General features: G+C 38.5%; 27 protein-coding genes. All 27 read right to left on the reverse strand.

Annotated elements, in window-relative coordinates; genetic code table 11:
• Positions 1–16: 16 nt before the first annotated feature.
• The 27 genes from fliF to smc all read right to left on the reverse strand — a co-directional run bounded on the left by fliF (position 17) and on the right by smc (position 26,947).
• Complete coding sequence (gene fliF / locus BM012_RS00825) at positions 17–1,612, reverse strand: flagellar basal-body MS-ring/collar protein FliF (RefSeq protein WP_061801724.1); 1,596 nt, start codon at positions 1,610–1,612, stop codon at positions 17–19.
• A gap of 71 nt (positions 1,613–1,683) precedes the next feature.
• Complete coding sequence (gene fliE, locus BM012_RS00830) at positions 1,684–1,977, reverse strand: flagellar hook-basal body complex protein FliE (RefSeq protein ID WP_061801725.1); 294 nt, start codon at positions 1,975–1,977, stop codon at positions 1,684–1,686.
• 9 nt (positions 1,978–1,986) lie between these two features.
• The gene (gene flgC / locus BM012_RS00835) at positions 1,987–2,433 is read right to left on the reverse strand and encodes a flagellar basal body rod protein FlgC (protein ID WP_061801726.1); all 447 of its coding nucleotides are present in this window, start codon (positions 2,431–2,433) and stop codon (positions 1,987–1,989) included.
• 2 nt (positions 2,434–2,435) lie between these two features.
• Positions 2,436–2,825 (reverse strand): flagellar basal body rod protein FlgB, encoded by a 390-nt coding sequence (gene flgB, locus BM012_RS00840; RefSeq protein ID WP_061801727.1) that lies wholly within the window; start codon positions 2,823–2,825, stop codon positions 2,436–2,438.
• 330 nt (positions 2,826–3,155) lie between these two features.
• A complete protein-coding gene (gene codY, locus BM012_RS00845) occupies positions 3,156–3,935 on the reverse strand; it encodes a GTP-sensing pleiotropic transcriptional regulator CodY (RefSeq protein ID WP_019391809.1) in 780 nt (259 codons plus the stop codon).
• 99 nt (positions 3,936–4,034) lie between these two features.
• Complete coding sequence (hslU, locus tag BM012_RS00850; RefSeq protein ID WP_061801728.1) at positions 4,035–5,438, reverse strand: ATP-dependent protease ATPase subunit HslU; 1,404 nt, start codon at positions 5,436–5,438, stop codon at positions 4,035–4,037.
• 15 nt (positions 5,439–5,453) lie between these two features.
• Entirely contained in the window at positions 5,454–5,996 is a 543-nt protein-coding gene (hslV, locus tag BM012_RS00855) for an ATP-dependent protease subunit HslV (RefSeq protein WP_019391807.1), read from the reverse strand.
• Positions 5,997–6,060: 64 nt separating this feature from the next.
• Positions 6,061–6,963: a tyrosine recombinase XerC gene (xerC, locus tag BM012_RS00860; protein ID WP_061801729.1), complete on the reverse strand. Its 903-nt coding sequence runs from the start codon at positions 6,961–6,963 to the stop codon at positions 6,061–6,063.
• 60 nt (positions 6,964–7,023) lie between these two features.
• Positions 7,024–8,331, reverse strand: a complete 1,308-nt coding sequence (gene trmFO, locus BM012_RS00865; protein ID WP_061801730.1) for an FADH(2)-oxidizing methylenetetrahydrofolate--tRNA-(uracil(54)-C(5))-methyltransferase TrmFO — start codon at positions 8,329–8,331, stop codon at positions 7,024–7,026.
• Positions 8,332–8,412: 81 nt separating this feature from the next.
• Complete coding sequence (gene topA, locus BM012_RS00870; protein ID WP_061801731.1) at positions 8,413–10,491, reverse strand: type I DNA topoisomerase; 2,079 nt, start codon at positions 10,489–10,491, stop codon at positions 8,413–8,415.
• 67 nt (positions 10,492–10,558) lie between these two features.
• Positions 10,559–11,446, reverse strand: coding sequence for a DNA-processing protein DprA (gene dprA / locus BM012_RS00875; RefSeq protein WP_061801732.1), 888 nt, complete (start codon positions 11,444–11,446; stop codon positions 10,559–10,561).
• A 78-nt stretch (positions 11,447–11,524) separates the two neighbouring features.
• Positions 11,525–12,451, reverse strand: coding sequence for a succinate--CoA ligase subunit alpha (sucD, locus tag BM012_RS00880; protein WP_061801733.1), 927 nt, complete (start codon positions 12,449–12,451; stop codon positions 11,525–11,527).
• An 18-nt stretch (positions 12,452–12,469) separates the two neighbouring features.
• The gene (gene sucC, locus BM012_RS00885) at positions 12,470–13,630 is read right to left on the reverse strand and encodes an ADP-forming succinate--CoA ligase subunit beta (RefSeq protein ID WP_061801734.1); all 1,161 of its coding nucleotides are present in this window, start codon (positions 13,628–13,630) and stop codon (positions 12,470–12,472) included.
• Positions 13,631–13,764: 134 nt separating this feature from the next.
• The gene (locus BM012_RS00890; protein ID WP_061801735.1) at positions 13,765–14,037 is read right to left on the reverse strand and encodes an EscU/YscU/HrcU family type III secretion system export apparatus switch protein; all 273 of its coding nucleotides are present in this window, start codon (positions 14,035–14,037) and stop codon (positions 13,765–13,767) included.
• Positions 14,037–15,581, reverse strand: coding sequence for a hypothetical protein (locus tag BM012_RS00895; protein WP_061801736.1), 1,545 nt, complete (start codon positions 15,579–15,581; stop codon positions 14,037–14,039). Before BM012_RS00895 ends, BM012_RS00890 begins: the two co-directional genes overlap by 1 nt.
• A 9-nt stretch (positions 15,582–15,590) precedes the next feature.
• A complete protein-coding gene (locus BM012_RS00900) occupies positions 15,591–16,364 on the reverse strand; it encodes a ribonuclease HII (RefSeq protein ID WP_061801737.1) in 774 nt (257 codons plus the stop codon).
• A gap of 66 nt (positions 16,365–16,430) precedes the next feature.
• Positions 16,431–17,303: a ribosome biogenesis GTPase YlqF gene (gene ylqF, locus BM012_RS00905; RefSeq protein ID WP_061801738.1), complete on the reverse strand. Its 873-nt coding sequence runs from the start codon at positions 17,301–17,303 to the stop codon at positions 16,431–16,433.
• Positions 17,304–17,319: 16 nt separating this feature from the next.
• On the reverse strand, positions 17,320–17,877 hold the full coding sequence (lepB, locus tag BM012_RS00910; RefSeq protein WP_040056674.1) for a signal peptidase I: 558 nt from the start codon (positions 17,875–17,877) through the stop codon (positions 17,320–17,322).
• Positions 17,878–18,026: 149 nt separating this feature from the next.
• A complete protein-coding gene (gene rplS / locus BM012_RS00915; RefSeq protein WP_061801739.1) occupies positions 18,027–18,371 on the reverse strand; it encodes a 50S ribosomal protein L19 in 345 nt (114 codons plus the stop codon).
• 139 nt (positions 18,372–18,510) lie between these two features.
• Positions 18,511–19,254 carry a tRNA (guanosine(37)-N1)-methyltransferase TrmD gene (trmD, locus tag BM012_RS00920; RefSeq protein ID WP_061801740.1) on the reverse strand — a complete coding sequence of 248 codons (744 nt, stop codon included), beginning with the start codon at positions 19,252–19,254 and terminating at the stop codon, positions 18,511–18,513.
• A complete protein-coding gene (gene rimM, locus BM012_RS00925; RefSeq protein ID WP_061801741.1) occupies positions 19,254–19,766 on the reverse strand; it encodes a ribosome maturation factor RimM in 513 nt (170 codons plus the stop codon). The genes trmD and rimM overlap by 1 nt, the downstream gene beginning before the upstream one ends.
• Before the next feature lie 12 nt (positions 19,767–19,778).
• On the reverse strand, positions 19,779–20,165 hold the full coding sequence (locus BM012_RS00930) for a YlqD family protein (RefSeq protein WP_040056676.1): 387 nt from the start codon (positions 20,163–20,165) through the stop codon (positions 19,779–19,781).
• Between the two features lie 74 nt (positions 20,166–20,239).
• On the reverse strand, positions 20,240–20,512 hold the full coding sequence (rpsP, locus tag BM012_RS00935; RefSeq protein ID WP_019391791.1) for a 30S ribosomal protein S16: 273 nt from the start codon (positions 20,510–20,512) through the stop codon (positions 20,240–20,242).
• An 83-nt stretch (positions 20,513–20,595) separates the two neighbouring features.
• Positions 20,596–21,936, reverse strand: coding sequence for a signal recognition particle protein (gene ffh / locus BM012_RS00940; protein WP_061801742.1), 1,341 nt, complete (start codon positions 21,934–21,936; stop codon positions 20,596–20,598).
• Positions 21,937–21,949: 13 nt separating this feature from the next.
• Positions 21,950–22,276 carry a putative DNA-binding protein gene (locus BM012_RS00945; protein WP_026009511.1) on the reverse strand — a complete coding sequence of 109 codons (327 nt, stop codon included), beginning with the start codon at positions 22,274–22,276 and terminating at the stop codon, positions 21,950–21,952.
• Between the two features lie 94 nt (positions 22,277–22,370).
• The gene (gene ftsY / locus BM012_RS00950) at positions 22,371–23,366 is read right to left on the reverse strand and encodes a signal recognition particle-docking protein FtsY (RefSeq protein WP_061801743.1); all 996 of its coding nucleotides are present in this window, start codon (positions 23,364–23,366) and stop codon (positions 22,371–22,373) included.
• 20 nt (positions 23,367–23,386) lie between these two features.
• Positions 23,387–26,947 carry a chromosome segregation protein SMC gene (smc, locus tag BM012_RS00955; protein ID WP_061801744.1) on the reverse strand — a complete coding sequence of 1,187 codons (3,561 nt, stop codon included), beginning with the start codon at positions 26,945–26,947 and terminating at the stop codon, positions 23,387–23,389.
• Positions 26,948–26,973: the final 26 nt, after the last annotated feature.

Below are 26,973 nucleotides of genomic sequence, written 5' to 3' on the forward strand. Positions count from 1 at the left end.
CCACAATTTCTTCCTCCTAATCCTCTGTTAACCACGAACGTAGAAGTTTGACAAACTCATCAGGTTTGCCCTGTGCTAAGTCTTCAAGTCGCTGTCTTCTTTGTTGTTCTTCTGTTAGAGGCTGTTCTTCCTCTTCCTCTTCTTCTAATGCATATGCTTCTTCCCAGTCTTCCTCTTCCCACTCTGGTTCTTTTCTTCTACGAATGAGTAGGAAAGCTAGAATAATAACAGCTAGAAGTAATACTCCCCCAATAATGTACATCCATAGTGGAATAGAAGAGGATACCTCTTGTGCCACAGCCGTTTTTCCATTAAAAGGTTGAACAGATACAGCAATTTTGTCTTCGATTTGTTCATCTGTTAATGCTTGTTCATCATCATCTTGTTGAATTGTTGTTTTAACAATTGTGCCAAGAATTTGTTGAATATCATCAACACTTCCAGCTGGAAGTGAATTTGGGTCATTTTTCTTTGGGGGTTCCACCATAACTTGGATACCAAGATCTTTTACCTTATAAGGACTTTCCACAATTTGACGACGGATACGATTCACTTCATTATTGATTTTTTCTTCTTTTCGTTCATAGTCACCATCTCCGTTTTCTTCACTGCTCTCATAGTTAGGAACTTCACCGTCTCCGGTCCCAGCAGTCCCCCCTTGCGCTGCATTCTCTCCTGTATATGTTTCTGTTAAACGTTCAGCACTTACCGCAATTCCTTCCATATTCTCTTTATCAACAGGTTCCACAAGATTTTCTTCTCTTGTTTCTTGAGTGAAATCAATATCTGTTGAAACAGAGACAACGACTTTATCTTGACCGATCATCGCGCCAAGCATCTTCTGAACTTCTCTTTGTATATCTCGTTCAACCTGCTTTTTCATCGCATACTGAGACTGTATAGAAGCGACCCCACCCTCAGGATTTTTTCCATCGTTATTTGCCAGATCATAGTACTCAAAATATTGATTCATAATAGCGATATTATCTGTTGGCAAATTTGGAACGCTTTTAGACACAAGATGATAGAGAGACTGAATCTGCTGATCGTCAAATTGATAGCCAGGCTTTGTTGTAAGAACAATAGAAGCTTGAGCTTCTTCGCCTTTATCGCTCACCCATACGCTATCTTTTGGTAAAGAAATCATTACGTTTGCATCTTGTACTCCGTCAATTCCTTTAATAAGATTTGCAAGCTCCGTTTGCATTGCATCTACTTTTAGGACACTAAACTCGTTATCTGTCATTCCAAATCCTGAACTCTCACTAAAAAAAGAGTAATCAATGCTGCCGCTTTTCGGAATGCCCTGAGACGCAAGCTCTACTTTTAATGAATCTACATTTTCTTTTGGGACAGAAATGGTTGTCCCACCGTTACTTAACTCTGAGGATACCCCTTTTGCATCGAGCTCCGTTTTAATTTGTCCAGCTTCTTGAGCTGAAAGATTACTATAAAGAGGAACAAATTTTTCACGGTTAGCAAGCATAGACCCAACAATAATTGCAATTAAAATAATGACTAATCCCGCAATCATGAACCATCTTTGCTTTTTACTTCGCTCTCTCCAAAATCCAGTACTCCACTCTTTAATTCCTGTTAATCTTTCTTTCATTTTCTTCCCCCGGTTATGTTTCTTGTCTATTTATTTAGAGTCCAATAACCGCTAAACTTTGGAAAATAAATTTAGATCTGCATTCTCATGATTTCTTGGTAAGCTTCAATTCCTTTATTGCGGAATTGAATAGCAGCCTGCAGGGCGACGCTTGCTTTTTGAGACGAAATCATCACATTATGTAAATCTACATCTTCCCCATTCACAAGTTTTGTTGTCATAGCATCTGACTCATTTTGAGCTTCATTAACTTTATTTACTGCGTCTTTTAAAAAATTAGAAAAACTTTGGTTTGTGCTAGCCCATTCATTTTTAGGCTGAAGCGCCTCAGTCTGTAATGATATGTTCGTAATTCCATTAATCATCGTTACACCCTACTTTCCAATCTCTAATGCTTTTACTAACATCCCTTTTGTCGCATTAAGTGCTGTAACGTTTGCTTCGTACGAACGAGAAGCACTCATAAGGTCCGTCATTTCCTTTAGTGGATCAACATTTGGTAGCTGTACATATCCCTGATCATTAGCATCTGGGTGACTTGGATCATATACAAGTTTAAAAGGTTCAGCATCTTCCTCAATCCCTGTGACTTTTACACCTGTACTATTTGTATTTAAAGCTTTTTGAAAAACGGCTGAAAACTGATTTTCACTATCTGGTGCTATATTTACCATCTTACGACGATATGGTTGCCATTCTCCGTTTACATATTGCGCTCTTGTTGTATTCGCATTAGCGATATTTGAAGCCGTCACATCCATCCTCAAGCGATTTGCTGTTAAGGCTGAAGCGCTGGCATTTAGCCCACTAAAAATTGACAAAATTAATTCCCTCCTCTTAAGACGGTGTTAAGTGAGTTAAATTTTCCGCTCATTCTGTCTACTAAAGCTTGATAATAAAGTTGATTTTGAGCCATATCTGTCATCTCCTTATCAATGTCAACCCCATTGCCGTTTGATTGATAAGCATTATGTACAGTTGTAACTCCTAGAGAAGAAGAGAACGTTGAAAATTCAAAATGACGAGGATCCGTGCGAGTAGCTTTCAGAAGATTATCTTGCTCAGCTTGAAGCATACTTTTAAAAGATACCGTTTTTGCTTTATACCCAGGAGTATCTACGTTAGCAATATTGTTTGAAATTGTTTTCTGTTTCAACGAAGCATAGTTTAATCCATTTTGAATTGAACTCATTGTCTGTGAAAAAAGTTCCATAGTTTTCTCTCTTTACCTCTTTTCGACATTTTTTTCGTACCGATATTATCCATTTTAGGAAAAAGGACATGATATGTCTATAATTTCTTGAGTTTCTTTACTTTTTTTTTTGAAATCTTTAAAGAAAATTAACAATTTATATACAAAATATTAATATTTGTTAAAAATATAAGTAATTTGTTTATTATGTTAAAAATGGTTATCCTACTTTTCTTTAACATTATAAGATCTTTCGACAAAAAATGATACGATTAAAGCACAAAAAAATAGCACTTTAGTAAGTGCTATTTCTAATAAAGGTTTATTGTCCTAAGTCTTTATAACCATTATTTAGTTTGCTTTTAGTTTTGAAAGCTCAAGCAAGAACTTGTTGTTTAGAACTTTGATGTACGTTCCTTTCATACCTAGTGAACGAGACTCAATTACACCTGCACTCTCAAGTTTACGAAGTGCATTTACAATTACTGAACGCGTAATACCAACGCGGTCTGCAATCTTACTTGCTACAAGAAGGCCTTCGTTTCCATTTAACTCATCAAAGATGTGTTCAATTGCTTCTAATTCACTGTAAGATAGTGAGCTAATTGCCATTTGAACAACCGCTTTGCTACGAGCTTCTTCTTCAATTTCTTCAGCTTTCTCATGTAGGATCTCCATTCCAACAACTGTTGCCCCATACTCAGCTAAAATAAGATCATCATCTGTGAACTTCTCTTCTAAACGTGCTAATACAAGAGTTCCTAGGCGATCTCCTCCACCGTTAATTGGTACGATTGTTGTTAAACCGCTCGTAAATAAGTCTTTGTTTTCATTAGGAAAAGCGCTATACTCGCTGTTTACATCTAGATTAGAAGATGTTTCTCTAATATTGAAAAGATTTTTAGTGTACTCTTCTGGAAATTGGCGTGTTTCAAACATTTCTTTCATACGCTCATTTTCAATTTGCTGATTAATTGCAACGCCCAAAAGCTTACCGCGACGACTTACAACATAAATGTTTGCTTCAATTACTTCGCGAAGCGTTTCAGCCATCTCTTTGAAGTTAACAGGTTTTCCTGCTGCTTTCTGTAACATTGCATTAATTTTTCTTGTTTTATCTAATAAATTCATTATGATTTTGCCTCCTGAAAATTGTAAATAATTCTGTTCCCTGTAAAGTCTATCCGCCTCTTCTTTTAAGAAGCGTTCCCTCTCCCCAAAAGGCTGACTTTATAAAATAAACTGACTTAAGTCTTTGTTTTTAGCGATTGAACCAAGTTTCTCTTCCACATACTGTGGAGTAATTTCAATCTTCTCCATCGTTACATCTGGTGCTTCAAATGAAAGATCTTCCAAAAGTCTTTCCATAATTGTATGTAAACGACGAGCTCCGATATTATCCGTATCCTGGTTTACATCGAATGCTACTTGAGCTAGCTTTTTAATAGCTTCGTCAGAAAATTCAATTTTTATACCTTCAGTTTCCAATAATGCTGTATATTGTTTAATAATAGCATTATCAGGCTCAACTAAAATACGGACAAAGTCATCTACTGATAATTTGCCAAGCTCAACGCGAATTGGAAATCTTCCTTGAAGCTCTGGAATAAGATCAGATGGTTTTGAAACGTGAAAAGCTCCTGCTGAAATAAACAATACGTGGTCTGTTTTTACAGGGCCATACTTTGTCATAATTGTTGAACCCTCAACGATTGGCAAAATATCGCGCTGTACTCCTTCACGTGACACATCTCCTGATGAAGATTGGCTGCTTTTACGAGCGATTTTATCGATTTCATCAATAAAAATAATTCCAAACTGTTCGGCACGCTCTGTTGCTTGTTGCGTTACTTCATCCATATCAATTAGCTTCTGTGCTTCCTCATTTGTTAACACTTTGCGAGCTTCGCGTACTGTTAACCGACGCTTTTTCTTTTTCTTTGGCATGAAATTACCTAGCGCATCTTGAATATTCATTCCCATTTGCTCCATACCCGAACCTTGAAGCATATCAAACATAGAAGCTTGCTGTTCTTCTACTTCAACTGTTACATAATGCTCCTCAAGTTCTCCAAGCGCAAGCTTATGAGCCATTCTCTTACGTTCCATTTCGCTTGATGCATCATCGTTTGATGTTTCTTGCTGAGGATTTTCCCCTTCAGCTTGACCACCAAAAAGCATTTCAAATGGGTTTTTATATTGAGTATTTTTACGTTTAGAAGGAACGAGAAGATCAACAATGCGTTGGTTTGCATTTTGTTCTGCTTGCCCGCGTACTTCGTTTGTTTTTTCTTCTTTCACAAGTCGAACAGAAGTTTCCACAAGGTCTCGTACCATTGATTCTACATCACGTCCAACATAACCGACTTCCGTGAACTTTGTTGCTTCAACTTTAATAAAAGGAGCTCCAACTAATTTTGCTAGTCGACGAGCAATCTCTGTTTTCCCTACTCCAGTAGGCCCAATCATTAAAATATTCTTTGGTACAACTTCATCTCGCAGTGATTCACTTAGCTTACTGCGGCGATAACGGTTGCGAAGTGCAACGGCAACGGCCTTTTTTGCTTCCTTTTGTCCAACAATATATTGATCAAGTTTTTCAACAATTTGACGCGGTGTAAGTTCTGTATACATTCTGTTCTTCCCTCCTTAAAGTTCCTCTACAATAATTTGATCGTTCGTATAAACACAAATGTCTCCAGCAATCTCTAGAGAGGCCTTAGCAATATCTCGTGCTGACATGTTTTCACCTGAATATCGTTTGAGCGCACGACCTGCAGATAGCGCATAGTTCCCACCAGAACCAATAGCTAAAATCCCATCATCAGGTTCAATAACCTCACCTGTACCTGAAATAAGTAGCATATGCTCTTCGTTTGCTACGATAAGCATTGCTTCTAGCTTGCGTAACACTTTATCGCTGCGCCACTCTTTTGCAAGTTCAACAGCTGCACGCTGCAAATTACCGTTGTACTCTTCAAGACGATTTTCAAACATTTCAAAAAGAGTAAACGCATCTGCCACAGATCCAGCAAACCCTGCTAGCACTTTCCCATGAAAAAGACGACGTACTTTTTTTGCTGTATGTTTCATTACTACAGCATTTCCGAACGTTACTTGTCCATCTCCTGCCATTGCGCAACCGCCTTTGTGTTGAATCGCAAAAATCGTTGTAGCATGAAAGTCACCCATAATATACATCTCTCCTTCAGCATATGTTCTTGTGTTCTTTTTTCATATTATCCTTTTATGTCGCTTACGCTCTTGGATGATGATTCATATAAATAGAACGAAGGCGATCTTTTGTCACATGTGTATAAATTTGAGTTGTTGACAAATTTTCATGTCCTAGAAGTTCTTGAACAGTTCTCATGTCAGCACCTTCATTTAACATATGCGTTGCGAAAGTATGACGCAAAGAATGAGGAGTAATATGAATGTTCTCTGCCGTTTTCTTAACAATACGGTTTAAAATATAGCGAATGCCTCTAGCTGTTAAAGGCTGACCTCTATGATTCACAAAGAGTGCCTTACAATCAATATTACTCTTTGGGAGCAATTTTAGACGACCTTCATCCCTATATTTTTTTATGGCTTCATATGAGAAATGACCAAAAGGTACATAGCGTTGCTTCTTTCCCTTTCCATAAACCAAAAGAGTTTTCATTGACATATCGATATCACTCAGCATAATTGAAGCACACTCACTTACCCTTATTCCCGTTGCATATAAAAGTTCTAAGATTGCTTGATCTCTTTGACCAAGCGGTGTAGAAACATCGCTTACTTCAAAAAGTAGTTCAAGTTCTTCCTTATATAAGAACGAAGGGTTGCGGTGCGAACGCTTTGGGAGGGATACCATTGTAAACGGATTTTCTTTTACCGTATGCTCGCGCGATAAAAAGCGATAAAAACTTCGCAAAGCTGATACTTTACGGGCAATCGATCGCTTAGAATAGCTGTGCTCGTGAAGTTTGGTTAAAAAGATACGAACGTTGCTATATGTAACGTCCTCTAATCTTTTAATCCCTTCTTCCTCTAGAAATTCCATAAACAATAAAATGTCTTTCTCATAACACAGCGTTGTATATTGTGAGTAATTTTTCTCAATTTGTAAATATTCAAGATAGCAATTTAAAGATTCTTTCACATTTATCATTGCTTCACCTCGCAAAGGCTACTAAATATTATCACACTTTTAGTAGCCCGCGCAAATAATTTATATATTTTTCACAAAATTTTGAACTATCTCAAGTGCACGCTTAGCATACTCTTCATTGCGCTCTTGTTTCTTTTTAATGCGAACTGGGAGATCCTTGAATATTCCAAAGTTTGCATTCATCGGTTGGAAGTTTTTATCACTTGTATGTGTAATATAGTGAGCCATGCTTCCAAGAGCCGTTTCTTGAGGAAAAACTAAAAGTTCCTCACCTAACACATAGCGAGCTGCGTTTATTCCTGCTAAAAGTCCGCTTGCAGCTGATTCTACGTAACCTTCAACACCTGTCATTTGGCCTGCAAAGAATAAATCTTCACGATCTTTGTATTGATATGTCGGTTTTAGAAGTCTTGGTGAATTAATAAACGTATTTCGATGCATAACACCATAACGAACGATCTCTGCATTTTCAAGTCCAGGAATTAAGCGAACAATATCTTTTTGAGGTCCCCATTTAATATGCGTTTGGAAACCAACGATATTGTAAAGTGTTCCTGCTGCATCATCTTGGCGAAGTTGTACAACAGCGTACGGACGTTTTCCTGTTTTCGGATCTTCAAGGCCTACTGGTTTTAATGGACCAAAAAGCATTGTTTTCTTTCCTCTTGAAGCCATTACCTCAATTGGCATGCAACCTTCAAAATATACTTCTTTTTCAAATTCTTTTAGTGGTACAACTTCTGCCTCAATAAGTGCATTATAGAAACGATCAAATTCCTCTTCTGTCATTGGACAGTTCAAATATGCTGCTTCTCCTTTATCATAGCGAGACTTTAAGTATACCTTATCCATGTCAATGCTGTCTTTCTCGATGATTGGAGCTGCTGCATCATAAAAATAAAGATACTCTTCTCCTGTTAAACTTTTAAGTTGTTCAGATAATGCTTGGGACGTTAATGGACCTGTTGCAATAATAGTGGGTCCGCTTGGAATTTCTGTAATCTCTTCATTAAATACCGTTACATTTTCATGATGCTTCACACGTTCTGTTACATGTGCCGCAAATTCATGACGGTCAACAGCTAGTGCTCCGCCTGCTGGAACAGAACAAGCATCAGCTGAGGAAATAATAACAGAATCTAGATGACGCATCTCTTCTTTCAGTACTCCAACAGCATTTGTAAGCGTGTTGGCACGAAGCGAGTTACTACATACAAGCTCCGCAAATTTATCTGTATGATGTGCTGCTGTTTGACGAACAGGACGCATTTCGTAAAGATGTACCTTAATTCCTCTTTTAGCAAGCTGCCAAGCTGCTTCGCTTCCAGCAAGTCCAGCTCCTATTACATTAACGATTTTTTCAGACATTTGTTTCCCTCCAGATGTAATTTCTTTTCTCCTTAACAGATAAAGTGGTGAGCACAACGTTGTGCTCACCACGAAAAAGGTCTAGCTTTGCGTTTCTTCTTTGTAATCACATTCAGTACACGTAACTTGAACACCTTTTTTCTGCTTTTTCTCAACAAGGAGACTTTCACATTTTGGACATTTTCTTGCAATTGGTTTGTCCCAAGATAAGAAGTCACAGCTTGGATAATTCGTGCACCCATAGAAAAGGCGCTTTTTCTTTGATTTTCGTTCCACAACTTGACCGTCTTCACATTTCGGACAATCAACGCCAATTTCTTTTACAATCGGCTTTGTGTTACGACAGTCAGGAAAGTTTGAGCATGCCATAAATTTTCCGTAGCGACCCATTTTAAAGACCATAGGTGAACCACATAGTTCACAATCTTCTCCAGCAGGTTCATCTTTAATTTCGACTTCACGCATTTCTTTTTCCGCTTTTTCTAAACGTTTTTCGAAGTCGCGGTAAAATTCATCGATAACCGATACCCATTGTACTTTACCTTCCTCTATTTCATCAAGGTCTGTTTCCATTTTGGCTGTAAATTCCACATCAATTGTTTCAGGAAAGAACTCAAGGATAAGTTCCAATACAATTTCACCAAGCTCTGTTGGAACAAATCTTTTGTTATCAAGCGCAACATATCCTCTGCGTTGAATAGTATCAAGCGTTGGAGCATATGTAGAAGGTCTTCCGATACCTAACTCTTCCATCGTTTTCACAAGACGCGCTTCAGTATAGCGAGGCGGCGGCTGAGTGAAATGCTGATTTTGTTCGATATCTTTTGAGTACGCTTGCTCTCCTTCCGTCATGTCTGGAAGAATTTTTTCCTTTTCTTCCACTTTATCATCATTTCCTTCTACGTACACTTTCATAAATCCAGGAAACTTAATTTTTGAGCCGTTCGCTCTAAATGTTACACCATTGTTTACTAAATCAACAGCCATCGTATCCATAATAGCTGGTGCCATTTGGCTTGCAAGGAATCGTTCCCAAATCAGTTTGTATAAGCGATGTTGATCTCTTGATACATACTGTTTAATCTCAGAAGGTGAACGCAGAATAGACGTTGGGCGAATTGCCTCATGAGCATCTTGAGTGTTAGCATTTTTCTTTTCTTTCCGCTTTTCTTTTGAAAGAAATTCTTCACCAAACGTATCTTTTACATATTCATAAGACTCTGTTTGAGCCGTTTCTGAAATACGAGTTGAATCTGTACGCATGTACGTAATTAAACCAACTGTTCCTTCTTTTTTCCCTAAATCAATTCCTTCGTAAAGCTGTTGAGCAAGCATCATTGTTTTCTTTGCTCTAAAGTTTAGCTTACGAGCTGCTTCCTGTTGAAGAGAAGATGTTGTAAAAGGAAGCGCCGGATTTCGCTTGCGTTCTTTCTTTGCTACTTTTTGAATTGAAAATTCATTGCCGTCAAGTCGAGCTAGAACTTTTTCAACATCTTCTTTTGATGAAAGCTTTGTTTTTTTGCCATCCATTTCAGTGAAAGATGCTTGAAATTCTTTTTCACTTTTTAAGAAGTTCGCGTTAATTGACCAGTATTCTTCAGGTTGAAAACGTGAGATCTCCTGCTCCCGTTCAATAATTAATCGAACTGCAACAGATTGAACGCGTCCAGCGCTTAATCCCTTTTTCACTTTTTTCCAAAGAAGTGGGCTAATGTTATATCCTACTAAACGATCAAGAATACGACGAGCTTGTTGAGAATTAACAAGATCCATATTAATAGATCTTGGATGTTTAAAAGAAGCTTTAATCGCATCTTTTGTAATTTCATTAAATACGACGCGGCAGTCTGACGATGTATCAACGCCAAGACTATGAGCTAAATGCCAAGCAATTGCTTCCCCTTCACGATCCGGATCGGCCGCTAGGAAAATCTTTTTTGCTTTTTTAGCTGCTGTCTTAAGTTCTTTTAAAACAGGCCCTTTTCCACGAATAGTGATGTATTTTGGGTCGTAATCATGTTCAGTATCAATTCCCATTTGGCTTTTTGGAAGATCTCGAACATGTCCCATTGATGCTTTTACTTTGTATTTTTTCCCTAAATATTTTTCAATTGTTTTCGCCTTTGCTGGCGACTCTACAATAACTAAATAGTCCGACATACTATTGTCCTCCCTTAAAGAGGTAGAATAAAATCTTCATTATTATTAAATACTTATATGCACTTTGTCAAACCTCTTGTTCATTTTTTACTTGGAAATGAATTTCACTTGTTACATCTTTAGCATTGCATACTAGTTTTGCACCAAGCTGAATAAGCTTATTTGTTCCTTTTGAACATTCTTCAAAGATTGAGCCAGGTACAGCAAAAACCTCTCTTCCTTGAGAGAGCGCTTGGTCAGCTGTAATAAAAGAACCGCTTCTTTCCTTCGCTTGAATTACAATCGTTCCAAACGATAAACCGCTAATAATACGGTTCCGTAGAGGAAAATGTGCTCGATGCGGTTTTATAAAAGGGTTGTATTCCGATAATAACAGATGATTGTTAGCGATGTCACTTGCTAAATAACAATTTTCTTTTGGATAAATGTTATAAAACCCGCTTCCTAATACAGCAACAGTTTTGCCTCCATGAAGGATAGTTTCTTTATGTGCAAGCGCATCTACCCCTTTTGCAAGACCGCTTACAACTGTCCACCCTTCTTCCACGAGGGGTTTACACAAAACCTTTGTTGCCTTTATACCGTAGCTTGTTGGCGTCCTCGTTCCAACGATGCTAACAGATTTGTTATTTAATAAACGGTGATCTCCTTTTGCATAAAGAACCCATGGAGGGTCATAAATATTCTTTAATAACGCAGGATACTCAGGATCCGTAATTGTTATACATCGAATATTTTGAGCGCTATATTTCTTTAGAATATCTTGTATTGGAATAGTTTGCAAATCTTTATAGACAATTTCAGTTGAAGAACTTGGAAGTTGAAGAATGGTTTGAAGAAGAGCAGGAGAAGCTTCTCTTAGAAAAGATAGGGAGGAATCATACTGAAGAAGTTTGAGTATGGATTTCCATCCAACCCTTCTGCAGTGTGATAATAAAATTAACTTTTCTCTCATAATTCACCTCTTTAAGTGTTCTAAAAATCGCCATAAAAACCAACCGTTACCTAAATGGTAACGGTTGAACTTCCTATTTTAAGACTGTGAACTTACAGGAATATCGTGCGTTTTACACTTATCGTAAATTCCTTCGTCCTTCAGCACTTTAATAAGCGTTTCTCCCATAACAGAAGGGGTTTCAGCAACGCTAATACCGCATGCGTTAAGCGTTTTAATCTTCTCGCTTGCCGTACCCTTACCACCTGAGATAATGGCACCAGCGTGGCCCATACGCTTGCCTGCTGGAGCTGTTTGACCTCCAATAAAGCCAACAACAGGTTTTGTCATATTTTCTTTTACCCATTGTGCTGCTTCTTCTTCTGCCGTGCCCCCGATTTCACCAATCATAATAACAGCATATGTGTCTTCATCTTCATTAAAAGCTTTTAACACATCAATGAAGTCCGTGCCATTAACAGGGTCTCCACCAATTCCTACTGCTGTTGATTGGCCAATTCCTGCTTGTGAAAGTTGATGAACAGCTTCATATGTGAGTGTTCCAGAGCGTGATACAACCCCAACATGACCTTTTTTATGAATGTATCCTGGCATAATACCAATTTTACATTCTTCTGGTGTGATAACACCTGGGCAGTTTGGTCCAACAAGTCTTGTGCGCTTTCCTTCCATATAACGCTTTACTTTCACCATATCAATTACTGGAATACCTTCTGTAATTGTGATAACTAAGTCAAGGTCTGCATCAACTGCTTCCATAATTGCATCTGCTGCAAAAGCAGGTGGAACATACACAACTGACGCGTTTGCACCTGTTGCTTTTTTTGCATCTTCAACAGTGTTGAAAACAGGTACTCCTTCGATTGTTGTGCCGCCTTTTCCTGGAGTTACGCCTCCAACAATTTTTGTTCCATATTCAATTGCTTGTTTTGTATGAAACAAACCAGTTGCTCCTGTAATCCCCTGTACAATAACTTTTGTATCCTTGTTAATAAATACGCTCATTTTTACCCCTCCTGTTCTTTATTTCACAAGTGCAACAATTTTTTCAGCGCCGTCAGCCATTGACTCTGCAGCTGTAATGTTAAGACCTGATTCTTTTAAAATCTTTTTGCCAAGCTCAACGTTTGTGCCTTCTAAGCGAACAACAAGTGGTAAATCTAATCCTACTTGTTTTGTTGCTTCAACAACACCTTCTGCAATAACATCACATCTCATAATGCCACCAAAAATGTTGACAAAAATTCCTTTTACATTTTGATCGGAGATAATAATCTTGAACGCTTCCGTTACTTTTTCAGCCGTTGCACCGCCCCCTACGTCAAGGAAGTTTGCCGGTTCTCCGCCTGAATATTTAATAATATCCATTGTCGCCATTGCAAGACCTGCTCCATTTACCATGCAGCCAATGTTACCATCAAGCGCAATGTAACTTAAGTCGTATTTTGATGCTTCAATTTCTTTTACATCTTCTTCTTCTAAATCGCGAAGCTCTAACACATCTTTTTGACGATAAAGAGCGTTTGAATCAAAATTAAGTTTTGCATCAAGCGCCATTACTTTTCCATCCCCTGTTGTTACAAGTGGATTAATCTCAGCGATTGAGCAATCTTTTTCAACAAATACTTTATATAAACCAGCCATAAATTTTACAGCTTGACCTACTAACTCTTTTGGAATATTAATATTAAACGCTAATCGACGCGCTTGGAACCCCTGTAACCCAACCGCTGGATCGATATATTCCTTAAAGATTTTTTCAGGTGTTTTTTCAGCTACTTCTTCAATTTCTGTTCCACCTTCTTCAGAAGCCATAAGAACGACGCGTGAAGAAGCACGATCTAATACGATTCCAACATAATATTCTTTTTGGATATCGCAGCCTTCCTCAATAAGTAAACGCTTTACTTCTTTCCCTTGTGGACCTGTTTGATGAGTTACGAGCGTTTTTCCAAGTATCTCATCGGCATATGTACGAACTTCGTCCAAGTTTTTCGCAACTTTTACCCCTCCGGCTTTGCCGCGGCCACCTGCATGAATCTGTGCTTTTACAACAGAAACATCTGATCCTAGCTCTTTTGCTGCTTCTACCGCTTCTTCTACCGTAAACGCTACGCGGCCGTTTGGAACAGCTACCCCATATTTTCTAAGGAGCTCTTTTCCTTGATACTCATGAATATTCATATCCCATCCTCCTAACGTCATTTCAAAAAAATAGACTGCGCTTTCATTGTATAAAATGGAAGTCTACTTGTCTACTATTCTTGCGAAATTTATAAAAGATTCAGAAATGATGGCGTTTTCTTTAGAAATTTGTTCTATTTTTTTGCTTTTTCATCCATTTTGTAAATAAAAGCAAAAATCTCTGCTACTGCCTCATAAAGCTCTTCTGGGATACGCTCGTTCAGCTCTAAATTATGAAGCAAGTTTACAAGAGACGGATCTTCTTGAATTGGAATATTGTTTTCCTTTGCTTTTTCAATGATATCCTGAGCAACGTCTCCGCCTCCTTTTGCCACTACCTTTGGTGTTTTCTCATGTTTCAAATAGGCAAGAGCTACTGCTTTTTTAGAATATGATTCTTTTTTCATCAAATCTTAAGATCCACTCCTTTATATCCACTATGCGATACTTGAGCTAAACTTGATGTTTTATCTTTACTTGCAAAAACTTTTATGTCTGATAGATAATAGTCAAGCTCGCTCAGACCAAGACGAAGTGATGGTTTTAAAGATTCCATAATAGATTTAATATCTGGATGCTCATTTATAATATCTATGATAATCGCTCGATTTTGAACACGGACGCTGACTACCGTTTCTTGTAAATAAGAAAGCTCTAAGTGAAAAAGAATATGACAGTAGTTTGGATCAATTGTTCCATCCTCTCTCTTCTTTCCTTTCCACTGAAGGGAGACTTCTGTTAGCTTTTCCCTTACGTAGAGTGGAAACTGCACGTACAAAGAAGTAATAGGGCCTTGTCCTTCGTCAGAAGATAAGAGCTGAAGAGCGGTCAATTTATGCACCATCTCTTCTGCTCGTTCTCTTAAAAGGGGTGGTAGGGGTTGCTCAAGCATTTTCAAAAGAGCTCCTTTTAATCCTTCTCCAGAGCTTTCTCCTTTTAGCTCACTCTCATATGTAAGACCTAAGGAGGAAAACAAGGTTGATAATATACGCTGAAACTCCTTAGATTGAAAAGAAGTTCGCAGAAGCTTGTTCACCTCTGTTAAAATTTCTTTTCCTTCTTCGTTTATGAACAAGGAGGTTCCTTCTTGAGTAAACTTTCCTCTTAAGTTAGGATTTTTTTCGATGTTCTCTACCATTTGGTGAAAGAACGGCATTTTTTCAATGTTTGGCAAATTGTTCAGAAGCGTTTTTTTCATAGCTGTAATTTTTTCTGCTTCTTCTCCTTTAGGAGATAAGTTCACTAATGCCTGCTGTTCTAAAATACGCTTTTCAATCGCCCCTGTCTGATGGAGAATACGGAAAGGGATATTCCCTTCTAACCAGCCTTTTACTAAATGTGAAAGAACTTCTCTTCCTTTTGTTAGCCTAAAAGCACCTTTAAACTTAACAAGTTCTTCACCATATCCTTCACGATTAGCGAGAGTTGTAAGCTCGTTAAAAAGTGGAGCAAGTGAAGCGTCTCCTAACGATTTTAAAGCTTGGAAAATAGATTTAGATGGCATAAAGTTCCGCGCAATCATCGTCTCTACGGCTTTTTTTTCAGAGGATGGAAAAGAAGGTGATGTTTCCTTAGCGATAATCGTTAAGAACTCTTTTGAAAAAGGAATATTTTTAGAAAGCAAAAAAGCAGCTAAACGTTCTTCCTTCTTTTCTCTTGTTCCTAGCGCTTGCAATATGTTTTGCACATTTTTATCCCCCGCCTCTTCTCCAACAACTTTTAAGCTTGGCAAATCGTCTTTAATATCTATTTCAAAATAATAGGGACGTGAACCGGATAAAGAGCGCTCCAATTTAGCTACAATGCTTTGTCCGTTTATAGAAACAACCGCTATATCTCCTTTAAAAAACTTTTGAATGGTTCCTTTTACAATGCTTCCATCTCTAAGAGGTAGCACTGTGGAATGTTGGATTCCTTCTAACAGCGAAGAGCGCAAAAAAGAAATATTCATAATTCACCTCTAGCTTTCAACATACTCTTTAATTGGTGAAAAGGAACGTCTGTGTTCATCAATAATCCCATGCTTTTCAATTGCATCTAGGTGCTCTTTCGTTCCATAACCCATATGTTTTTCAAACCCATACGCTGGAAACTTTTCACCGAGTTTTTTCATCAGACGATCACGTGTAACCTTAGCTACAATAGAAGCAGCCGCAATTGAAATACTTTTTGCATCTCCACTAACAATATCAATCTGAGGAATAGAAACGTTCGGAAGCTTCATTGCATCAATCAGCAAATAGTCAGGTTCTTTCTCAAGCTCCCTAATAGCGCTTTCCATTGCTTTTCGTGTTGCATGGTAAATGTTCAATGAGTCAATATCTTCTCGTCCAATAATCCCTACACCAACTGCAAGAGCATTCTCTAAAATGAGCTCATAGTAACTTTCTCTTTTTTTCTCAGAAAGCTTTTTGGAGTCCGTTAAACCAAGTGCACGAAAATCAGGGGGAAGAATAACAGCTGCTGAAACTACCGGACCTGCAAGAGGACCCCTGCCAACTTCATCAATGCCTGCAATTAAATCTATACCTTTTGCATAAAGCGTATTTTCGTATTTCATCATCTCTTGAAATTGCTCTTCTAACGCTTCTTGTTTTTTAAACCACTTTTCTTTCTGCTGGATTAGCTTTTGAACCCCTTTACGCTCGTCTGTTGCACACTGCAATAGAAATGGATCACTTTTAGACGTTACCTTTTCTAACTTTTCTTTAATTTCTTTAATGCTTTCACTCATCTTTTATATCGTCCTTTTTTCTTTTTTTTCTATTAAAAAAGGATGCTTTTTAAGCATCCTTTTCATCTATTCCTCTTCACTTTCACGGACCTCATCTGGATAGTCAAATGTAAGGGGACCAAGACGATCTGCACGAATTTCACGCAAAACAAGCTCAGCTGTCTTGTCGTAGTCCACAATACCTCCACCCATTAAACAGCCCCGTTTAGTACCGATAAAGTCAAACAGGTCTACAATCTCTTCATAGCGCTCTGTCACACCATAACGATCTTCTAAACGTGATTCATAACGCTCTTGCAAAAAGCGCAGTGCATAAACTGCTACATCTTGCAAATTTAAAATTGTATCTTTAATAGCCCCTGTTGTAGCAAGCTTCAATCCAACAAGCTCGTCCTCAAATTTCGGCCAAAGAATCCCAGGCGTATCTAGAAGCTCAAGTTCTTTTCCTACCTTAATCCACTGTTGCGCTTGTGTCACACCAGGACGATCTCCTGTTTTAGCGATATTTTTTCCTGCTAAACGATTGATCAGCGTTGATTTTCCAACATTTGGAATTCCAACAATCATTGCTCGCATTGCACGCGGATTTTTAATTCCTTTTTGTCTCATACGATCAAACTTTTCTTTTAAAAGGGTTTTAGAGAGTGAGACAATGCGGTCCATTCCTTTGCCATTCTGCGAGTTAATAGCAAGAGCTGGAATCCCTTTTTCATCGTAGTACTGAATCCACTGTTCCGTCACTTTTGGATCAGCCTTATCCGCTTTATTTAACAGCATGATTCGTGGCTTATTTGCAATAAGCTCGTCAATCATTGGGTTTTGTGAAGATTGAGGGATGCGTGCATCAACAAGCACAAAAACAATATCAATTAGTTTTAATTTCTCGGTAACTTGGCGACGAGCTTTCGCCATATGTCCTGGAAACCATTGAATGGTCATTATTATTCACCTACTTTTAATCAACCGTTCTAATTTCATTAAAAGGCCAGTACACAATGCTTGTTGTGCCAACTACTTTTTTCAAGGAAACCGGTCCAATCGCGCGACTATCTCGGCTATTGCGTCGGTTATCTCCCATAACGAAAATTTCGCCTTCTGGAACGACCTTATCGCCACCTGGAGTGTCTTCTAATTTAAAATCTTCCGTAAGCGGCATGCCGTCGTCAAGTTCACTTTTATATTGATCAAGATACGGTTCTTCGTACGCTTTTCCATTAATATAAAGCGTATCGTTTTTGTACTCAACGTGATCTCCTGGTAAACCAATCACGCGTTTAATGTAATCTTTGCCACCTGGAGCATGAAAGACAACAACATCAAATCGATCAGGCCCACCAATTTTATAAGATATCTTGTTTACAATCATGCGGTTTTGATCATGTAGAGTTGGCATCATTGATTCTCCATCTACAACAATTGGAGTGAAGAAGAAGAATCGAATAATTGCCGCAATAATGACGGCAATCGAAATGGCCTTGATCCATTCTACTGTTTCATTTTTTTTACGAGCCATAGTTTATCCTCCAAACAGCTAAAATGTACCTCTCTACTATACATAAAAAAATAATGATTATTCAACCTTTATGTAAAAATCGGCGAATCTCGCCTAAAATAGTTTAGAAATTTGAAAAAAGGAGCTTGTCAGACAAGCTCCTTTTTGGATTATCGAATTTCTTTAATACGAGCTGCTTTACCACGAAGGTTACGTAGGTAGTAAAGTTTCGCACGACGTACTTTACCACGGCGTACAACTTCAAGATTAGCGATTTTTGGTGAATGAAGTGGGAATGCACGTTCAACACCAACACCGTAAGAAATTTTACGAACAGTGAAAGTTTCGCTAATTCCACCACCACGGCGTTTGATTACAACACCTTCGAACACCTGAATACGTTCACGAGTACCCTCAACAACTTTAACGTGTACGCGAACTGTATCTCCAGAACGGAAAGCAGGTAAGTCACCTTTTAATTGTTCTTTTGTGATATCTTGGATTAATTGTTGCATGATTTCATCTCCTTCCAACAGATGCTCTTATCAATGCTTTCGCATCATTGCAGCGGAACATCGTTTTCAAAGCTTGGACAGCACTGCCCAAAGCCACAAACATTATCTTAGCACATCCCATCAGTAGATGCAATAGCTTTTAAACATCTGAACGATGCGTTTTTTCAATCTGGTCCAGCATCTTCTTTTGGCTTTCTGAAAGCTCATAGTTTTCGAGCAGATCAGGCCTTCTTAGGAATGTTCTACGCAGTGATTCTTCTTCTCTCCACTCCGCTATACGTTTATGATCGCCAGATGTAAGGACGTCTGGTACCTTCATCCCTCTAAAATCCGATGGCCGAGTATAATGAGGATGCTCTAGAAGGCCTGTACTAAATGAATCTTCAACAGCAGATGCTTTGTTCCCTAAAACGTCAGGAAGAAGGCGTACGACGCTGTCAATGATCACAAGGGCTCCAAGTTCCCCTCCCGTCAACACAAAGTCTCCAATTGAAATCTCATCTGTTACAACGTGTTCACGAATTCGCTCATCATATCCTTCATAGTGACCACAAACAAAGATAAGGTGCTCTTCTTTTGAAAGCTCCTCTGCTTTTTTTTGGGTATAGCGTTCACCCTGTGGACAAAGAAGAACAACGCGAGCTTTTGAGCCTTCTTTATTGAGATCAGCAACAGCATCAAAAATAGGTTGTGGCTTTAATACCATACCAGCACCACCGCCGTATGGATAGTCATCAACTGTCTTATGCTTGTTGTCTGCGTACTCTCTAAAATCTGTAACAGCTACATCAACCGCTCCTTTATCACGTGCCTTTTTTAAAATGGAGCTTTCAAGAACACCATGAAACATCTCAGGAAACAGTGACAAAACATCAATTTTCATTAGTCTAATAACCCTTCCATTTCGTTGATGATTACTTTTTTCTCTTCGACATTAATGTCTGCTACAACATCTTCAATATACGGGATAAGGATGTCTTTTCTTCCAGATGCTTTTACGACCCAAACATCGTTTGCTCCTGTTGCTAAAATTTCTTTGATTGTGCCAACAAGGTTTCCTTCCTCTGTGTATACTTCACAACCTACGATTTCGTGAAAGTAATATTCACCTTCTTCTAATTCAACAAGGTCTGAAGATGGTACCTTAAGAAGACAGTTTTTGAATGGCTCCACTTGATTGATATTATGATACTCTTCAAATGTAAGAAGATCAAAATTTTTATGCTGACGGTGACTTTCTACAACAACTTTGATTTCTTCATTGTCCTTGAATATGTATAACTCATTTCCAACCTTGTAACGTTCTTCTGGGAAATCTGTGCGAGAGATAACGCGGACTTCACCGCGAACTCCGTGCGTGTTCACAATTTTTCCTACGTTCAACCACTTTTCCATTGCTTTTCACCTCTATCGAATTTCAATCACGATTCCATCTTTAACAAGAATCGTTTGTAAACTTTTGAATTCTTCCCAGCTGTCGCCTTCTTTTACTTCTACAATAGCATCTAGCTTTGTTTCTTCAAGCTCACTACCAATTGGGAGCAAGTTAAGCTGTTCTAGCTGAAAATCGATAATGCGGAGTTTTTCTAAACGGGTTTTTTGTTCCTTTTCGAATTGTTTTTCAAGCGATGCTGCTGATGGCTTTTTCATATTTTCAATCTTTTTCAACTGAAAGCGCAACTGCTCAATTTCATTTTGCAGCCCTTTTTGTTCAAGAATAAACTTATTCCTTAACTTTTCCTTGCTTTGTTCAGTTAATACTTGTTTCACAATCACTTTTTGGACAACTTTCACCCGCACTCCCTCCTCTTATCTTTATTATATAAAAGAAGTAAAAAAAAGGGGAGGTTATCCCTCCCCTTTTTTCATTACTTGCTTAATTTTGAGTTGTGGAATTTCTCCATGATACCTTCTTTAGAGAAAAGGTTACGTACTGTATCAGATGGTTTAGCACCGTCTGTTAACCATTTAAGAGCAAGCTCTTCATTGATTTTAACTGCTGCTGGTTGCTCAAGTGGATTGTAAGTTCCAACTGTTTCGATGAAACGTCCATCACGTGGTGAACGAGAATCAGCTACTACGATACGATAGAATGGAGACTTTTTAGATCCCATACGTTTTAAACGAATTTTTACTGCCATTATTAAAGCACCTCCGAAATTGTTTCACACAGGATAATATATTATCAATCCTGCATTTGTTTGTAAAGTGTTTTTTCTTAACACTACATAAAAGGAAGTTTAAATCCTTTTTTCTTGCCTTTTGACATGTTTGTCATTTGCTTCATCATCTTCTTCATTTCATCAAACTGCTTAAGAAGTCTATTGACTTCTTGAACAGATCTACCGCTACCTCTTGCAATACGCTTTTTACGGCTTGCATTGATGACTTCAGGCTGTTCTTTTTCAAGCTTTGTCATTGAACGAATAATCGCTTCAATATGACCAATTTGCTTATCATCTACTTGAACATTTTTCAAGCCTTTCATCTTGTTTGCTCCCGGAAGCATTCCAAGAATTTCATCAAGCGGTCCCATCTGTCGCACTTGTCCAAGCTGTTCTAGAAAATCATCAAATGTGAAAGATTGCGTGCGTAACTTTTGTTCAAGCTCGCGCGCTTTGTCCTCGTCAACAGACACTTGTGCCTTCTCGATAAGCGTTAGCACGTCACCCATTCCAAGAATACGAGACGCCATACGCTCCGGATGGAAAGTTTCTAAAGCATCTAGCTTTTCACCCATCCCGACAAATTTAATCGGTGTTTCCGTTACAGAACGAATAGAAAGAGCCGCGCCACCGCGCGTATCTCCATCAAGTTTTGTAAGAACAACACCTGTTAATCCTAATTGTTCGTTAAAGCTCTCTGCCACATTTACAGCGTCTTGCCCTGTCATCGCATCCACAACAAGTAAAATTTCATCTGGCTTTGCCACTTCTTTTACTTGTTTAAGCTCGTCCATTAACGTCTCGTCAACATGGAGACGACCTGCTGTATCAATTAAAACGTAGTCATGATGCTCTTCTTTTGCATGCTCAATAGCCTTACGTGCAATTTCAACAGGGCTTACCTGATCACCAAGTGAGAACACAGGCATGCTGAGCTGTTTTCCTAACGTTTCAAGCTGTTTAATTGCTGCAGGACGATAAATATCCGCAGCAGCTAGCAGAGGTTTACGATTGTATTTTTTGCGAAGAAGATTTGCTAATTTTCCTGTTGTGGTCGTTTTACCGGCCCCCTGCAGACCAACCATCATGACAACGGTTGGTGGACGGTTTGAAGCAGCAATTTTGCTTTCTTCTCCACCCATTAGCTTTGTTAATTCTTCTTTAACAACTTTGATAACTTGCTGTCCAGGCGTTAAGCTTTTCATAACCTCTTGCCCAACAGCGCGTTCATTCACGTTTTTGACGAATTCTTTAACAACTTTAAAGTTAACGTCTGCTTCAAGTAAGGCAAGGCGAACTTCACGCATCATTGCTTTTACGTCTGCTTCTGAAACTTTACCTTTGCCTTTAATCTTTTGAATTGTGCTTTGCAAACGGTCGGCTAATCCTTCAAATGCCATACTATGCCGCCCCCTAATCTAATTTCTCAAGCGAATCAATAAGAGAAAGCGTCTGCTCTTCATCATGCTGTTTTACAGCTTTTTGAAGATCTTGTAAAAGCTGCTTTCTTTGACGAAATCGCTGAAACAAGCCGAGCTTTTCTTCATACTGCTCAAGCATTTGTTCTGTACGTTTTATATTATCATAAACAGCTTGTCGACTCACGCCATATTCTTCAGCGATTTCTCCAAGCGAATAATCATCTAAATAATAAAGCGACATATAACTTTTCTGTTTTGAAGTTAATAATGATTGATAAAAATCATACAGATAGTTTATCCTTGTTGTTTTTTCAAGCACAACCAATCACGCCCTTGTTAAGTGAAAAACCTTTACACTCAAATAGTGTACTTATTTTAAAAACAAATGTCAAGTTTTTTTCTTAACAGTCTTTTTATTCTTCGTCTTCTTCCATAAGCCCTGCAAAAAGGCCGTATACATATTTCTCTGGATCAAATTCCTGAAGATCTTCTACCTTTTCACCAAGACCTACGAATTTAACCGGAATACTCAATTCGTTACGGATCGCCAGAACAATTCCACCTTTTGCAGTCCCATCAAGCTTTGTTAAAACAATGCCTGACACGTCTGTTGCCGCAGAGAACGTTTTAGCTTGGCTCATTGCATTTTGTCCTGTTGTTGCATCAAGAACGAGCAATACTTCATGAGGTGCATCAGGAACTTCACGAGAAATGACGCGCTTTACTTTTTCAAGCTCGTTCATTAAGTTCACTTTATTTTGAAGGCGTCCTGCTGTATCACAAAGCAATACATCCGCTCCTCTTGAACGAGCTGACTGAACTGCATCATACATTACAGCAGCTGGATCTGAACCTGCCGCTTGTTTAATAACATCAACACCAACGCGTTCTCCCCATACTTCAAGCTGTTCGATTGCTCCTGCTCGGAACGTATCCCCTGCTGCAAGCATCACTTTTTTACCTTCTTGCTTAAGCTGATGAGCAAGCTTTCCAATTGTTGTTGTTTTTCCAACGCCATTTACCCCAACAAATAGGATAATGCTAAGGCCTGATTGTTGAATATTCAGAGAAGAGAACTGTTCTTCTCCTCCTGAATAAATATCAACAAGTTTCTCTGAAATAACGTCTTTGATTTCCGTTGAATCTTTGATGTTACGGCGTTTCACTTCCATTTTTAACTCGTCAATTAAGTCCATTACAGTACTAACGCCAACATCAGCGCTAATTAGGATTTCTTCTAATTCTTCAAAGAAATCTTCGTCAACTTTACGATAGCGGGCAACAAGGTCATTAAGACGTCCTGTGAACGACTTTCTTGTTTTCTCCATCCCTTTTTCGTATTTCTTTGTTTCTTCTTGCTCTACTTCAGTTCCTGAAAACTTTTGTTTTAGTTTCTTAAAAAAACTCATGTGAACGTTTCACACCCTTCTTAAACATACTGCTTTTCTTCTTCAAGTTTGACAGATACGAGCTTAGATACACCAGATTCCTGCATTGTTACCCCATAAAGAACGTCTGCTTCTTCCATTGTCCCTTTGCGATGTGTAATAACAATAAATTGTGTTTTCTCACTAAATGTCTTGATGAACTTCGCGAAACGCTGTACGTTTGCTTCATCAAGCGCTGCTTCTACTTCATCGAGCACACAGAACGGCACAGGACGCACTTTTAAAATAGCAAAGAGAAGCGCAATAGCTGTTAATGAACGCTCACCACCTGAAAGAAGAGCAAGGTTCTGCAACTTCTTACCTGGCGGCTGTGCCACAATATCAATACCTGTATTTAAAAGATCTTCTTGATCAGTGAGCTTTAAATCCGCTCGTCCACCGCCAAAGAGCTTTGTAAACACTTCTTTAAAATGCTCTCTCACGCTTGTGAACGTTTCACTGAACCTTTTCTTCATTTCTGTATCCATCTCTTCAATAAGCTGATGAAGTGTATCTTTTGCTTCAACAAGGTCTTCCTTTTGTTCACTTAAAAACGTATATCGCTCAGATACTCGCTCATACTCTTCAATTGCGCCTATATTGACTGTACCAAGTTCATCTAAAGCAAGTTTAATAAGTCTAATTTTTTTGCGCGTTTCCTCAGGGGATAGAGTAAGAGGGTATTGCTGTTTCGCAGCTTCAAAGCTCAGCATATACTCTTCTCTAAGCATATTTAAATATTGATCAAGCTCAACATCAAAGCGATTAATCTGCACTTCTTCATCTTTCAAAGCTTCCATCATCTGTTCTTGCTGACGCGTAAGTTCCTTCTGTTCAGCCATGAACGTTTCAAGCTCTTCTTGAAGCTCTGTACGTTGCTTGCGTCGTTCGCTAATAAGCTTAGCCGTTTCTTCCTTATCGTTTGTTCTAGCTAAAAGCGTATCTTCTAAATCATGCTGACTTGTAAAGCCTTCTTTCATCTGTTCTTTTAAGAATGAAAGCTGATCTTTCTGTTTAGAAAGAGCTGTAGAAGAAGAGTGTAAATCCTGCTCTGCACGCTCTACTTTTTCACGCTGATAAACAAGACGCTCACTCGCTTCTGCAAGCGCAATTTTTAAGTTTGTAAGCTCCCCTTGAACAGTTTCTTTTGAACTTTTTTCCGAGTTTTTCTGCTCTGTAACGAGTTGAATTTCTTCATCAAGATGCTTCATGTCCTCTTCGGCAGCTTGTAGTAATTCCCTTAACTCTGCTTCTCGCTGTTTAAAGCGTTCTTGCTCTTCAAAAAGCGGCGTCATGTCACTATTGTACATTTCAAGACGTCGTTTTGTATTTTTTTCAGTTAACAGAAGCTCGCTCATCTTTGCATTTAGAGCGTCGTACTCTTCTTTTAATGTTTGAACTTTCTCCCCTTGTATAACAGACTGTTTTTCAGTCTGAGCAAGTGACGTTTTGAGTTCTTTAACCTCTTCTTCAAGCAATCCTGTTTTTTCTTCCATTTCAGCAAGCTTTGCAACAAGATCTTCTAGCTCACGCTTTCTCGCAATAAGAGATGAGCTGTTTTTCTTAGAAGCTCCCCCACTCATTGATCCCCCTGGATTTACAACGTCTCCTTCTAATGTTACAAATCGATAGCGATGTGAAACAAGACGAGCAAGCTCATTAGCTCCTCGTAAATCTTTGGCCACAATGACGGTCCCAAGCAAGTTTGAAACAATGTTTTCATACTTTTGCTCATATGAAATAAGATCACGGGCTACTCCAACGAAAGAAGGAGATCCTTGCATCGTTTCAATAACAGAATGAGGAATACTTTTTCCTTTAATCGTAGAAAGAGGTAAAAATGTGGCTCGACCGCTACCTCGCTTCTTTAAATAAGCAATCGCTTTTCTTGCTTGTTCTTCTGCTGAAACAACTATATGCTGCATTGCCCCACCAAGCGCTGTTTCAAGCGCTGTTTCTACCTCTTTTGGAACTGTAATAAGCTCTGCCACTGCCCCTTCAATTCCTGTTAAGGCGCTTTCGCGGGCTTTTAACACTTCTTTTACGCCTTGAAAATAGCCTGTATATCCGTCTTGCATATCTTCCATCATGCTGCGCTTTGACTTTGTTTGTTCAACATATTGATATGCTTGATATAGAAGAGACTCTTTTTTTCTATATTTTTCTGTTAAAGCTTCAACATCTCGTTTTAATGTTAGGCTTTCATTAACTGCTTTATCAAATTCCTCTTTAGCAGCAGAAACTTCTCCATCAAGACTTTTATGCTCCCCTTCAAGTTTCTGATGTTCGCTAAATAGCTCTTTGTTCGCTTCTTTTAAACGATTTTGCCTTTCACTATTTTGCTCGATTTGTTTCTCTAAAAACTGACGTTCATTGCGAAGTGCCGTTTCTTTCTGTGCTTTTTCAAAATAGTCACTTTTTAAATTTTCGAGCTTTCCATCCAGATCTTCACTGTAACTTTCAAAAAGAGACTGCTTTTCTGAAAGCTCTTTTTTTAATCTATGAACATTTTGTTCATACGTTTTTAGAAGTTGTGATGCTTCCTCTTTACTTTTAGTTAAGAAGGCTACTTGTTCCTCTAGGTGTTCTGTGCTTTCCTCAAGCTCGTCTTGCGTTTTTGAAGCATGTTTCTTTCTTTCAATAAGCACTTGCTTACGCCCTTGAATTTTCTCGAGCTCTTCACTAACGTTTAATAAAACCGTTTGCAACTCTTCTAGTGATTGCTCTAGCGTAGTCATATTTTTCTGAGCTTCATCAATATGACTTTCTTTCTTAGCAATAGACTCACTTAACGTTCTAGAAAGTTCTTTATGATGATCATGTTCAAGCTTTAACTTCTCCCATTTTTTATGAAGTTCTTCAATTTCATAAACAGTCAAAGAAATGTCGTAATTTTTTAGCTCTGCCTTTTTCTCTAAATAGTCTTTCGCCATAGAAGCTTGTATTTTTAAAGGTTCGAGTCCTGACTCAATCTCATATAAAATATCGCTCACACGGTTTAAATTATCCTGCGTTTCAACAAGCTTAAGCTCTGCTTTCTTCTTGCGTAGCTTATACTTTAAAACACCTGCTGCTTCCTCAAAAATCTTTCTTCGTTCATCAGATTTTGAGCTAAGCACTTCCTCAACGCGCCCTTGGCCAATGATAGAAAATGATTCCCGTCCTAGACCGGAGTCCATAAATAGATCAATAATGTCTTTTAAACGACAGTGTTGATTATTAATAAAGAATTCACTTTCTCCTGAGCGAAAGACACGTCTTGTAATACTTACCTCGTGATAGTCAATAGGAAGAAACTGTTCGCTGTTCTCAAGCGTCAACGTTACTTCCGCTACGTTTAATGCTTTTCTCGTATCACTGCCAGCAAAAATAACGTCTTCCATCTTTGCGCCGCGCAAAGAGCGGGCAGATTGTTCTCCAAGCACCCATCTAATGCTATCTGTGATGTTGCTTTTTCCGCTTCCATTCGGTCCGACTACAGCTGTCATTCCTTGAACAAAATCAACGGAAATTTTATCGGCAAAAGATTTAAATCCCGCTACGTCTAATCGTTTGAGGAACATCTTACTTCCTCCTTACTTTTGTTAAA

The sequence above is a fragment of the Priestia endophytica DSM 13796 genome, assembly GCF_900115845.1.
GTDB classification, from domain to species: Bacteria; Bacillota; Bacilli; order Bacillales; family Bacillaceae_H; genus Bacillus_I; species Bacillus_I endophytica.

Excerpts from the sequence above, each read along its gene's own strand:
- BM012_RS00900 (WP_061801737.1), bottom strand. The coding sequence starts at position 16,364 with ATGAGTGAAAGCATTAAAGAAATTAAAGAAAAGTTAGAAAAGGTAACG.
- fliF (WP_061801724.1), bottom strand. The coding sequence starts at position 1,612 with ATGAAAGAAAGATTAACAGGAATTAAAGAGTGGAGTACTGGATTTTGG.
- rplS (WP_061801739.1), bottom strand. The coding sequence starts at position 18,371 with ATGCAACAATTAATCCAAGATATCACAAAAGAACAATTAAAAGGTGAC.
- sucC (WP_061801734.1), bottom strand. The coding sequence starts at position 13,630 with ATGAATATTCATGAGTATCAAGGAAAAGAGCTCCTTAGAAAATATGGG.
- ftsY (WP_061801743.1), bottom strand. The coding sequence starts at position 23,366 with ATGAGTTTTTTTAAGAAACTAAAACAAAAGTTTTCAGGAACTGAAGTA.
- xerC (WP_061801729.1), bottom strand. The coding sequence starts at position 6,963 with ATGATAAATGTGAAAGAATCTTTAAATTGCTATCTTGAATATTTACAA.
- hslV (WP_019391807.1), bottom strand. The coding sequence starts at position 5,996 with ATGGGTGACTTTCATGCTACAACGATTTTTGCGATTCAACACAAAGGC.
- codY (WP_019391809.1), bottom strand. The coding sequence starts at position 3,935 with ATGAATTTATTAGATAAAACAAGAAAAATTAATGCAATGTTACAGAAA.
- rimM (WP_061801741.1), bottom strand. The coding sequence starts at position 19,766 with ATGGAAAAGTGGTTGAACGTAGGAAAAATTGTGAACACGCACGGAGTT.
- BM012_RS00890 (WP_061801735.1), bottom strand. The coding sequence starts at position 14,037 with ATGAAAAAAGAATCATATTCTAAAAAAGCAGTAGCTCTTGCCTATTTG.
- dprA (WP_061801732.1), bottom strand. The coding sequence starts at position 11,446 with ATGAGAGAAAAGTTAATTTTATTATCACACTGCAGAAGGGTTGGATGG.
- hslU (WP_061801728.1), bottom strand. The coding sequence starts at position 5,438 with ATGTATACAGAACTTACACCGCGTCAAATTGTTGAAAAACTTGATCAA.
- trmFO (WP_061801730.1), bottom strand. The coding sequence starts at position 8,331 with ATGTCTGAAAAAATCGTTAATGTAATAGGAGCTGGACTTGCTGGAAGC.
- BM012_RS00895 (WP_061801736.1), bottom strand. The coding sequence starts at position 15,581 with ATGAATATTTCTTTTTTGCGCTCTTCGCTGTTAGAAGGAATCCAACAT.
- smc (WP_061801744.1), bottom strand. The coding sequence starts at position 26,947 with ATGTTCCTCAAACGATTAGACGTAGCGGGATTTAAATCTTTTGCCGAT.
- trmD (WP_061801740.1), bottom strand. The coding sequence starts at position 19,254 with ATGAAAATTGATGTTTTGTCACTGTTTCCTGAGATGTTTCATGGTGTT.
- rpsP (WP_019391791.1), bottom strand. The coding sequence starts at position 20,512 with ATGGCAGTAAAAATTCGTTTAAAACGTATGGGATCTAAAAAGTCTCCA.
- sucD (WP_061801733.1), bottom strand. The coding sequence starts at position 12,451 with ATGAGCGTATTTATTAACAAGGATACAAAAGTTATTGTACAGGGGATT.
- lepB (WP_040056674.1), bottom strand. The coding sequence starts at position 17,877 with ATGGCTCGTAAAAAAAATGAAACAGTAGAATGGATCAAGGCCATTTCG.
- ylqF (WP_061801738.1), bottom strand. The coding sequence starts at position 17,303 with ATGACCATTCAATGGTTTCCAGGACATATGGCGAAAGCTCGTCGCCAA.
- flgB (WP_061801727.1), bottom strand. The coding sequence starts at position 2,825 with ATGGAACTTTTTTCACAGACAATGAGTTCAATTCAAAATGGATTAAAC.
- topA (WP_061801731.1), bottom strand. The coding sequence starts at position 10,491 with ATGTCGGACTATTTAGTTATTGTAGAGTCGCCAGCAAAGGCGAAAACA.
- ffh (WP_061801742.1), bottom strand. The coding sequence starts at position 21,936 with ATGGCATTTGAAGGATTAGCCGACCGTTTGCAAAGCACAATTCAAAAG.
- fliE (WP_061801725.1), bottom strand. The coding sequence starts at position 1,977 with ATGATTAATGGAATTACGAACATATCATTACAGACTGAGGCGCTTCAG.